This window comes from Streptomyces sp. NPDC058664 (assembly GCF_042716635.1).
In the GTDB taxonomy this organism is placed as follows: Bacteria; Actinomycetota; Actinomycetes; order Streptomycetales; family Streptomycetaceae; genus Streptomyces.
Genome location: NZ_JBHXRW010000108.1, coordinates 1 through 10677 on the forward strand (window position 1 = coordinate 1; position 10677 = coordinate 10677).

General features: G+C 71.0%; 8 protein-coding genes. 5 read left to right on the forward strand and 3 right to left on the reverse strand.

Annotated elements, in window-relative coordinates; genetic code table 11:
- On the forward strand, window positions 1-363 hold a 363-nt coding region (locus ACFWUY_RS39295), incomplete at its 5' end, for a transposase (protein ID WP_384121386.1).
- A 132-nt stretch (window positions 364-495) separates the two neighbouring features.
- On the opposite strand, the gene ACFWUY_RS39300 is transcribed toward ACFWUY_RS39295, so the two are convergent.
- The 3 genes from ACFWUY_RS39300 to ACFWUY_RS39310 form a co-directional block, all read right to left on the reverse strand.
- Window positions 496-1452 (reverse strand): DNA-3-methyladenine glycosylase family protein, encoded by a 957-nt coding sequence (locus ACFWUY_RS39300; protein ID WP_384121389.1) that lies wholly within the window; start codon window positions 1450-1452, stop codon window positions 496-498.
- Window positions 1453-1679: 227 nt separating this feature from the next.
- Window positions 1680-2762, reverse strand: a complete 1083-nt coding sequence (locus ACFWUY_RS39305) for a sugar phosphate nucleotidyltransferase (RefSeq protein WP_384121391.1) — start codon at window positions 2760-2762, stop codon at window positions 1680-1682.
- Between the two features lie 104 nt (window positions 2763-2866).
- Window positions 2867-4417, reverse strand: coding sequence for a peptidoglycan recognition protein (locus tag ACFWUY_RS39310; RefSeq protein ID WP_384121393.1), 1551 nt, complete (start codon window positions 4415-4417; stop codon window positions 2867-2869).
- Between the two features lie 137 nt (window positions 4418-4554).
- On the opposite strand from ACFWUY_RS39310, the gene ACFWUY_RS39315 reads away from it, so the two are divergent.
- From ACFWUY_RS39315 to ACFWUY_RS39330, 4 genes are all read left to right on the forward strand, one after another.
- Window positions 4555-5307, forward strand: a complete 753-nt coding sequence (locus ACFWUY_RS39315) for a TIGR03089 family protein (RefSeq protein WP_384121396.1) — start codon at window positions 4555-4557, stop codon at window positions 5305-5307.
- A gap of 177 nt (window positions 5308-5484) precedes the next feature.
- A complete protein-coding gene (locus ACFWUY_RS39320; RefSeq protein WP_384121400.1) occupies window positions 5485-6708 on the forward strand; it encodes an LCP family protein in 1224 nt (407 codons plus the stop codon).
- Between the two features lie 317 nt (window positions 6709-7025).
- Complete coding sequence (locus tag ACFWUY_RS39325) at window positions 7026-8765, forward strand: LCP family protein (RefSeq protein WP_384121403.1); 1740 nt, start codon at window positions 7026-7028, stop codon at window positions 8763-8765.
- A 50-nt stretch (window positions 8766-8815) separates the two neighbouring features.
- On the forward strand, window positions 8816-10594 hold the full coding sequence (locus tag ACFWUY_RS39330; protein ID WP_384121405.1) for an LCP family protein: 1779 nt from the start codon (window positions 8816-8818) through the stop codon (window positions 10592-10594).
- The last annotated feature ends 83 nt before the right edge of the window (window positions 10595-10677 follow it).

Below are 10677 nucleotides of genomic sequence, written 5' to 3' on the forward strand. Positions count from 1 at the left end.
GCCGGCCTCTCCGAGAACGCCATGGGGATACGCCTCCTCAACCAGGCGAAAGCCACCTACCCGACCCTTGCGAAAAGCTGGGTCGACACCGGCTTTAAGAACACCGTCATCGAGCACGGCGCCCACCTCGGAATCGACATCGAAGTCGTCAACCGCAACCCCGAAAAACGCGGCTTCCACGTCGTGAAAAGACGCTGGGTGGTCGAGCGAAGCATCGGCTGGATCATGATGCACCGCCGCCTGGCCCGCGACTACGAGACCCTCACCACCAGCTCCGAAGCCATGATCCACATCGCCTCGATCGACAACCTCGCCAAGCGCATAACGGACGAGACCACACCAACCTGGCGAGGAACCTACTAGGGTATAAGCGGCAATCCGCCTAGATCAAACGCCCTCTGAGAGGTCCGCCGGTTCGTGGAGGTGCGCTGAGAGGCCCGCCGGTTCGTCGGGGTGCGCCGAGCGATCCCCGGGGCCGTGGATTGGCAGGCGGGGTCAGATCGCCCTGATGTCGCCGGGGGTCCTCCGGGGCGCCCTGCGGGGCGGGACGCGGCCGCTGAGGAGGATCAGACGGGCCGCGCGATGACGCTGGCCCGCGTACGGGGCCAGGAGCTCCAGCATCGCCTCGTCGTCGGCCGTGCGGTCGCCCGCGAGGGCCCAGCCGACGATCCCGGGGAGGTGGAGGTCGCCGGTGGTGACCTCGTCGGGGGCGCCGTTGCTGCGCTGGACCGTCTCGGCGCTCGTCCAGGGGCCGATGCCGGGGACCAGTTCCAGGCGCTCGCGGGCCGCCGGCGGGTCCATGTGCGCGGCCTCCTCCAGACGGGCCGCCACCCGGGCGGCGCGGACGATCGTGGCCGAGCGCTTGCCGTCGACGTTCGCGCGGTGCCACTCCCAGGAGGGGATCCGCGTCCAGGTGCGGGCGTCGGGCATCGCGTACATGCCGTCGGGAGCGGGGCCGGGGGCGGGGTCGCCGTACTTCCGTACGAGGACGCGCCAGGCGCCGTACGCCTCGTGCGTCGTGACCTTCTGCTCCAGGACCGACGGGATCAGCGACTCCAGGACCAGGCCGGTGCGGGTGAGGCGGAGGCCGGGGCGGCGGCGGTGGGTCGCCAGGAGCAGCTTGTGGCGGGGGACGAAGGCGGCCGGATCGTCCTCGGCGCCGAGCAGCGCGGGGAGGCGGTCCAGGAGCCAGGTCGCTCCCGGGCCCCAGGCCTCGGCCGCGGGCCGTCCCTCGCGGACGCGGATCCGGAGGGTTCCCGGACCGTCGGGGGTGCGGCTGACCCGCCAGAACGAGCCGTCCGGGGTGGCCCGGAAGGTGGGGTCGGCGGGGCCGCGGCGGAGGGGGCCGAGGGTGAGGCCGAGGTCGACGGTCTCCGTCCCGGGAACGGGGATGTGGCCGCCGCGCACGGTGGTGCGGGTGGGGTTGGTGGGGGGTGTGAAGCGGCCGGCCATGGCTATGACACTACGGGGTGCACACGGTTTCCTGCGGGGGCTGTACGGGCCGTCCCAGGTCCTACGGGTGAACGAGCAGGGGGACGGGCGCCGCCCTCGGGGTCGTTGTGCCCACCCTCCCCCAAGCTCTCGGCTTCGCTCGAGCAGGGGGACCCCCACCGCCCCTGCGGAACGTATGCCCGCAACGGGACGGACGGGCGGGCACGCGCCCAGCGGTGGGCCTGGGACTACTGGTCCGAGGAGAAGCGGACCGTTGCTGCCGGGAGGGTGGCGTCGCACCAGACGCGGACGCCGTCGCGGAGTTCGTTGTCGGGGCCCACGTGGGCCCCGTCGCCGATGACCGCGCCCGTGAGGACCGTACGGGCGCCGATGCGGGCGCCCGCGCCTATGAGGGAGTCGGTGATCACCGCGCCCGGTTCGACGACCGCGCCCGTCAGGAGCGTGGAGCCCGTGATGCGGGCGCCCTCGCCGACCACCGCGTCGGCGCCGACGACCGTGCCGCCGGTCAGCTTGGCGTCGGGGGCGACGCGGGCCGTCGGCAGGACCAGGCGGTCGCCGCAGCGGCCGGGAACGGCCGGGGACGGCGCGCGGCCCAGGACCAGGTCGGCGGAGCCGCGGACGAAGGCCTGCGGAGTGCCGAGGTCCAGCCAGTACGTCGAGTCGACCATGCCCTGGAGGTGCGCTCCGGAGGACAGGAGCTCCGGGAAGGTCTCCCGTTCGACCGAGACCGGGCGGCCCGTGGGAATGGTGTCGATGACCGAGCGCCGGAACACGTACGCGCCCGCGTTGATCTGGTCGGTGACGATTTCCTCGGGGGTCTGCGGCTTCTCCAGGAAGGCGGTGACCCGGCCCGTCGCGTCCGTCGGGACCAGGCCGAAGGCTCTCGGGTCCTCGACCCTGGTGAGGTGGAGCGAGACGTCCGCGCCCGAGGAGGAGTGGGTGGCGACGAGGGCCCCGATGTCGAGTCCCGTGAGGATGTCCCCGTTGAAGATGAGGACCGGGTCATCGGGTCCTGAACGCAGCCGGGAGGCCACGTTGCGTATCGCGCCGCCGGTGCCGAGCGGCTCCTCCTCGGTGACGTACTCCAGGCTCAGGCCGAGCGCGGAACCGTCTCCGAAGTGCGGTTCGAAGACCTCGGCCAGGTAGGAGGTGGCGAGCACGATGTGCTCGACGCCGGCGGCGCGGGCGCGGGCCAGCTGGTGCGTCAGGAAGGGGACGCCCGCTGCCGGGACCATGGGTTTGGGCGTGTTGACCGTGAGCGGTCGCAGCCGTGTTCCCTTGCCACCGACCAGGAGGATCGCTTCTGTCACCTTGTCGTCTCTGCTTCCTGTTCGGGGCCGGTCGGCTCGCCCGTCTCGGTCGTCCGTGCGATATGACCGGTCAGTTTAGGCAGATGGTTGCCCCGATGACCCCATCAGCGCCTTCCCTGGTACTTCGCGGAGCTCACACGGGCCGTTCCGAGCTTGCCGTACAGGTGCACTCCTGGGCACTCCGTCGCGAATCCGTCCCGATGCCCCGCAATGGCGTTGAACCGGACCTTGCTGCCCTTCTTGTACAGGTTTCCGCCTCCTGAGACGAGGTACGACGTTCCCTTCGGGTTCACCCCGTGCAACCCGAGCTTCCAGGCCGTCAGACGGGCGACGGCGGTCACCGCGGCGGCCGGCGGGGCGCTCTTGCTGAAGGTGCCGAGGACCGCGATGCCCATGCTGTTGGTGTTGAAACCGAGGGTGTGCGCGCCGAGGACGGGCTTGGCCACGCCGCCCGCACGTCCTTCGTAGATGTTTCCGCACTTGTCGACGGCGAAGTTGTAGCCGAAGTCTCGCCATCCGCTGCTCTTGACGTGGTAGCGGTAGATACTGCGCAGGACGGAGGGCGCCTGGCGGCAGGTGTAGTTGTTGCCGGTCGCGCTGTGGTGGACGAAGGCCGCCTTGATGCTCTTCGTGTAGACGAAGCCCTTCTCCCGGATCTTCTCGTCGGCGCCCCAGCCCTTGCGCGTGATGATCGTGGGGCGGGGGCCGATGTACGGCTTGGCCGGGGCGGCAGCCGGACGGACGGGGGCCTCGGCCGCCGGAGCCTGCGCCTCGGAGGCCTCGGCCTGGGCCGCCGGTGCTTCGACCTGGGCCTCCTGCGCGCTGGGCAGGTACGGGAGGTACGGAAGGTACGGGAATGCGATCTCCGTCGCCGCCTTCGACAGGGCCGGGATCCAGGTCGACCCGTACGCGGCGAGCCGGGCGTTGACCGCGCCGACCGCCGCCTCCGCGACGTTCAGGCCGGCCAGCGGGATCGACACCGCCGCGATCCGGGTCGCGGGAGCGGGCGCGGCAGCGAGATCGGGGGCGGACGCGGGGTGCGGAGCGGCGTCGGAGCGGGGGTCGGGGGCGGAGTAGGGGTCGGGTGGGGGCGTCACCGGGTCCTCGCCCGGGTCGACCAGTTCCAGGCGCAGACCCTCGGGGAGCGGTTCCTCCCCCCGTACACGGATCTCCACGCCGTCCGAGTCGCCCACCCACAGCGGGGCCGTGGAGCCCTTGAGCGCCCGCCCGGCGCCCTCGGCGGTGTCCGGGTCGGCGCCGTGCTCGTCGTTGTGGGTCTCCACGTCCTGCCACTCCGACCAGGTGTTGCCGCCGGTGGCCCGGGTGCGGACCTGCACGGTGCCGTGCAGGGCGGCGGCCGGGTCGTCCCACACGACGCCGACGAGGGAGAAGGGCCTGACGTCGCGTCGGGTGAGCCCCCGCGCGTCCGTCCCGCCGCCCAGGGCCCGGTCGGTGTCACCGCCGAGCGGCGCCAGCGGCAGGGACTGGGTGGCGCCGGGGAGTTCGGGTTCGGGCGCGGGTGGCTGTGCGGAGAGCGCCGGTGGCAGTCCGAGCGCCGGAGGCACCTCGGCCGCCGCGGGCGCGGCGAGGGAGACCGGCAGGGCGAGAATCGCCGCGCAGGTGACGGCGATCGAGGAGGCGAGTGAGGCACGCATGGGCCGATCGTGCGTACCAGGGGGCCGTTCCGCGCGCCGGGATCGGGCCCGGAAGCCGGCGCCGTGTCAGGCCGACCGGTGGACGGCGTCACCGGTACGGCGGACCCCCATGCGGCCGCGCGCGTACGCTGTCCGGCGTGAACGCCAGCGACCGCACCCCTGCCGACCTGCTGCGATCCGCGCTCGCCGCGGACCCCGCCCGCCCCTTGGTCACCTTCTACGACGACGCCACCGGTGAGCGGGTGGAATTGTCCGTCGCCACCTTCGCCAATTGGGTGGCCAAGACGGCGAACCTGCTCCAGGGCGAACTGTCCGCCGCGCCCGGCGACCGGCTCGCGCTGCTGCTGCCCGCGCACTGGCAGACCGCCGTCTGGCTGCTCGCCTGCTCCTCCGTCGGGGTGGCCGCGGAGCTCGGCGGCGACCCGGCGGACGCGGACCTCGTGGTCGCGGGGCCGGACACGCTCGACGCGGGTCTCGCCTGCTCCGGGGAGCGGATCGCGCTCTCGCTGGCCCCGCTGGGCCGCCGCTTCCCGGCCGCGCCCGCCGGATACGCGGACTACGCGGTCGAGGCGCCGAGCCAGGGCGACCGGTTCGCCCCGTTCGTACCGGTCGATCCCGATGCCGCCGCGCTCGTCGTCGACGGTACGGAACGCAGCGGCGCACAGCTTGTCGAACAGGCCCGCGCGGACGCGGAGGAGCTCGGCCTCGCGCCCGGCGCCCGGCTGCTCTCCGGGCTCGGGTACGGGGAGTGGAAGGGGCTCTCGGCAGGCCTGTACGCGCCCCTCGCGGCCGGCGGCTCCGTGGTCCTCTGCCGGAACCTGGACCGGCTGGCGCCGGAGTCCCTCGCCAAGCGGGTCGAGAGCGAGCGCGTGACGGTCACCGCCGTCTGACTCGCCCGTTCGGCCCAACACCGCGCCGGGTCCCCGGGTCCCGGCACGCCGTCCGGTACATGATCGGCCGGGGGGAGTCGATTCCTTCCGTACAACCATGTGTCGGGTTCGGCCGTCTCCTTCTTCGACCGGCGGCCGCCCGGCGTGCCGCCGACGCCATGAAGGACGGACTCAGACGTGACGGACCGCGCGGGCACGCCCGCCGAACCGGATCCCCCTCCGGCGGACGGGGACCCCCCTCCCGCGGAGGGCACGGCGCCCGGCGCCCCGGCGGGGCCGCGTCGGCACCCCTGGCTGCGGTGGACGGCGCTCGGCGTCTCGGTCGTGGTGCTGGCCGGGGCCGGGGCCGGCTGGTGGTTCTACCGGAAGCTCGACGGCAACATCACCACGGACACCACCGCCGCCGATGAGCTCCGGAAGTACGAGAAGGAGCGCCCGGCCGCGGTCGTGTCGGCCGCCCGGAACATCCTGCTCATCGGTTCGGACACGCGTGCCGGCGCGGGCAACCGCGAGTACGGCAGGGACAAGGGGACCCAGCGGTCCGACACGACGATCCTGCTGCACCTGTCGGCGGGGAAGTCGAGCGCGACCGCCGTCTCCCTCCCCCGCGACCTGATGGTGACGATCCCGAGCTGCCGCAAGGCCGACGGGACCCGGACCCGCGAGCAGTTCGCGCAGTTCAACTGGGCCTTCGAGTTCGGTGGTACGGCGTGCACGATCCGTACCGTCGAGAAGCTGACCGGGATCCGGGTGGACCACCACATGGTGATCGACTTCCAGGGCTTCAAGAAGATGGTGGACGCCGTCGACGGCGTGGAGGTCTGCCTGAAGGAGCCCGTCGACGACTCCGACGCGAAGCTGAAGCTGCCCGCGGGGCGCCAGACGCTCCACGGGGAGCAGGCGCTCGGCTTCGTACGCGCCCGGAAGTCGATCGGCAACGGCAGCGACACGGAACGCATGGACCGCCAGCAGCAGTTCCTCGGCGCCCTGGTCAACAAGGTGCAGAGCAACGGGGTGCTGCTGAACCCGACCAAGCTCTATCCGGTCCTGGACGCGGCCACCAAGGCGATCACGACCGACTCGGGGCTCGACTCGCTGCGGGACCTGTACGACCTGGCGCGGTCGATGCGGTCGGTACCGACCGAGAAGGTGCAATTCCTCACGGTCCCGCGCCGCTCCTACAGATATGACGCGAACCGGGACGAACTGGTACAGCCGGCGGCGAGTCAACTCTTCAAGCAGCTACGGGAGGACCGGCCCGTCGTGGTGACGCCCGGCGGGAAGGACGACGACGGGCAGGACGGCGGCGGCGACGGGAAGCCCGACGACGCGGGCGCCCCGACCCCCTCCGTGACCCCGACCTTCACGGGCCGGAACGCGGCGGAAGGGGTGTGTTCCTAGACGGGCCGGCGGAGGGAGCCGGCGGGTGCGGGCGGAGGGGGTCGGGTGAACGGGGCGCCTCGAAGGGCTTCCGAGAACGCTGAGTAAAGGCCACACCAAGGGGAGGGCCGGGACGGATGAGGTTTGAGCAAATTGCCCGGTTGTAAGGGGCGTGGAATTTGTCACGCGCGTCGCCCCACGTTGAACTGGGCGGATACTGTGACGCGATCCGGTGCACCCGACCGCGTGGTCGCATTCACCAAGGATCGAACGACCGAGAGAGCGGCGCCCTGTGGGGGAGGCGCCTCGCGTGGCACCGACGGAGGACTCGAGTAACCGTGGACGCGCACAGCCGTGGACAGGCGGACGAGATCGACCCCGCCGACCAGTGGGTACTCAACCCGCAGACGGGCAACTACGAACTGCGACTGGACCACTCCGCTGGGCAATCAGAGCCGCAGACCCCGTCCAGGTCCCGTAGATCCACCGTTCCCGTACCGTCGCCCACCGAGGCCCCCGTCGAGGCACCCGTGCCCGGCCAGCGCCGTCGCCGGGTCACCGAGACGGGCGGCGGCGGACAGCAGCCGCCCGCGAGCCGCCGCAAGCGCAAGCAGGGCGCGTCGCGCAAGAAGAAGGTCCTGCTGTGGACCGGCGGCACGATGGCGTTCGTCCTCGTGGGCGGCGCGACCGGCGCGTACCTGCTCTACAACAAGCTCGACGGCAACATCGGCTCGGTCGACGTCGGCAACGCCACGGTCAAGACGGAGACGATGGACGGGCCGCTCAACATCCTGATCATCGGCAACGACGTCCGTACCGGTGAGGGCAACGAGAGCTACGGGGACAAGACGAACGTCACCGGCCACGCCGACACGACGTTCCTCATCCACATCTCCGAGGACCGGACCAACGCGACGGCCCTGAGCATCCCCCGTGACCTCAAGACCAAGATCCCGGACTGCCCCACGAAGCAGCCCGACGGCTCGACGAAGGTCATCCCCGGCTCGGTCGGCAAGACCAAGTTCAACGAGTCCTTCGGTGTGAACGGCCGCGACCCGGGCTGCACGATCCGCACCATCACGGAGATGTCCGGCCTGGGGATCAACCACTTCATGATGGTCGACTTCAACGCCGTCAAGACGCTGTCCGCCGCGGTCGGCGGTGTGAAGGTCTGTCTCACGAAGCCCATCCACGACAAGAAGTACTCGAAGCTCAACCTGTCCGAGGGCGAACACCGCCTCCAGGGCGAGCCGGCTCTCGCGTTCCTCCGCAACCGCCACGGTCTCGGCAACGAGAGCGACCTGGACCGCATCAAGATGCAGCAGCAGTTCCTCGCCTCGATGATGCGGCAGCTCAAGGAAGACACCCTGGACAGCCCGTCGCAGCTCCTCGCGGTCGCGAACGCGGCCACCGAGGCGCTCACGGTCGACAAGGGGATAGACAGCGTCATGAAGCTGACCACCCTGGCCAAGGGGATCGGCAAGGTCGACCTGAAGAACATCACCTTCGCGACCGTTCCGGTCGTCGACAACCCCGACGAGCCGCCCACCAAGCGGGCGACGGTCGTCCTCAACCAGACGCTGGCTCCTCAGGTGTTCTCGATGATCCAGAACGACGTCTCCTTCACCGAGGTGAAGAAGAAGGAGAAGCAGGCCAAGGACGCCAAGGCGCAGGCCCAGGCGAAGCTCCTCCAGGGACCGCGCGCCGCGGCCGCCGACGTACGCGTCGACGTCTACAACGGCAGCGGCATCCAGGGCGCGGCCCAGTCGACCATCGTCTGGCTGCAGAACGAGCAGGGCGTGAGCCGCTCCACCAACAAGAGCAACGCCCCCGAGAAGGCGGCGAAGACCACGCTCACCTACGCACCGAACCAGGCCGATCAGGCCCGCAAGCTCGCGGACATGATGGGTCTGTCCGCCGCGGCGCTCAAGCCGGGCACACAGGCCGCCGGGGAACGCGAGCCCATGACGCTCGTCCTCGGCGCCGACTTCAAGGGCGCAGGAATTTCCATGGCCGCTCCGACGAAGGCGCCGGACGTGGGTCAGGTAGAAGCAGACAAGCAGGTGTGCGCCAAGTGACCCGGAAACACCGGAACACGGCGCCCTCCTGACTGACGAGGGGACCTGGGGTGGGACAGAACAGCGTGCGTGGGGAGGGAACGCGGGGCCGCGTTCCGCGCGCCCGTGAACTGGGCTGGGACGACGACCTGCACGGCGCCGGTGAGGTCACCGGCGCCGGGGGCGACGCTCCCGAGGAGAAGGCGGCGGGGGCCGACGCGCCCGCGTCGACCCGTGCCGAGCGCCGGCGCGGGAACGCCGGTGGCGGTAAGGGGACGGGCGGCGGTACGGGTGCGGGCGGCCGCGCCGCCGCACGTCGGCGCGCCAAGAAGACCGGCAAGCGCAAGGCACTGCGCTGGGTGGCGATCACCCTGTCGCTCCTGATACTCGGCACGGCCGGCGCCGGATACCTGTACTACGAGCACCTGAACGGCAACATCCGCAGCGGTGACCGGGCGGGCGGCGACAGCGGTGTGAAGAAGACCCCGCCCAACGCGCTCGGCGACACCCCGCTGAACATCCTCCTGATCGGCTCCGACAGCCGGGCCGACGCGAAGAACGTGGCGCTGGGCGGCGGAAAGAACCTGCGGGACAGCAAGCCCCTGGCCGACGTGCAGATGCTGTTCCACGTCTCCGCGGACCGCAAGAACGCCTCGGTCGTCTCCATCCCGCGCGACACGATCGTGCGCATCCCCGAGTGCAAGTCCGAGGACGGCAGCGAGACCTTCCCGTCCACCACCAACCAGCCGATCAACGAGACGCTGGGGCGCGGCGGTCCCGGCTGCACGCTCACCACCTGGGAAAGCCTCACCGGGGTCTACATCGACCACTGGATCATGGTCGACTTCGCGGGCGTGGTGGCCATGGCCGACGCGGTCGGCGGCGTCCCGGTCTGTGTGAAGACCGGCGTCAGCGACCACCCGACACGGCTGCAGCCCGGTGGCTCCGGTCTGAAGCTGCCCGAAGGGACGCACGAGGTCAAGGGCAAGCAGGCGCTCCAGTGGCTGCGCACCCGGCACGCCTTCGGCAGCGACCAGAACCGGGCCAAGGCCCAGCGCATGTACATGAACGGCATGTTCGAGAAGCTCCAGAACCAGAACGCCTGGACCGACACCGGCCGCCTCATGAGCCTGGCCGAAACCGCCACCAACGCCCTCCAGGTCTCCCAGGACCTCGACACGGTCAAGAAGCTCTTCGACCTGTCGATGCAGCTCAAGAACGTGAAGCTGGACCGCCTCACCACGGCGAACATCCCGACGGCCCAGTGGTCGCAGGACACGAACAAGAACGTCCTCGTCGAGCAGTCGGCCGAGAAGATCTTCCGGATGCTCCGCGACGACGTCGCCTTCGACAAGAACGGCGATCCGGCCGGTACCAAGAAGCCGACCGCTCCGGCCAAGCCGAAAGCCACCGCCGAGGCGCCCGGTTCGCTCGCCGTGACGGTCGTCAACGGCACCGGCAGCGACGCCGAGCCCGCCGTCGAGGGCCGCGCGGGCGCGGTCGCCGAGATCCTCCAGGGCAAGGGCTTCACGCAGGCCGAGTCCTCCAAGGAGGGCGGAAACCGCAAGGACACCGTGGTCACCTACCCCAAGGCCGACGCCGACCAGGGCAAGGCGAACGCCCAGTCCGTGGCCAAGGCGCTCGGACTGCCCGACTCGGCCGTCCGGGCCGACACGAAGGCCGAGGACATCACGCTGATCGTCGGCTCCGACTGGCGCGAGGGCACGGTCTACAAGAAGCCGGCCGTCGAGGCCGGCGACCTGCCGAAGGACGGCACGGAGATCCTCCGCGGCAACGACAAGGACTGCATGTACATCTACCCCCCTTACCAGTGGGACGGAAAGAGCTGACGCTCCGCGCACAGACCGATGGCCGGGTCCCTCGAGGGACCCGGCCATCGGTCTGTGCGCGGAGCGGTCGTCAGACCGACTCG

What these genes read in the sequence shown, in the direction of transcription:
- ACFWUY_RS39300 (WP_384121389.1), bottom strand. Translation starts at nt 1,452, where the DNA reads ATGGCCGGCCGCTTCACACCCCCCACCAACCCCACCCGCACCACCGTG.
- ACFWUY_RS39310 (WP_384121393.1), bottom strand. Translation starts at nt 4,417, where the DNA reads ATGCGTGCCTCACTCGCCTCCTCGATCGCCGTCACCTGCGCGGCGATT.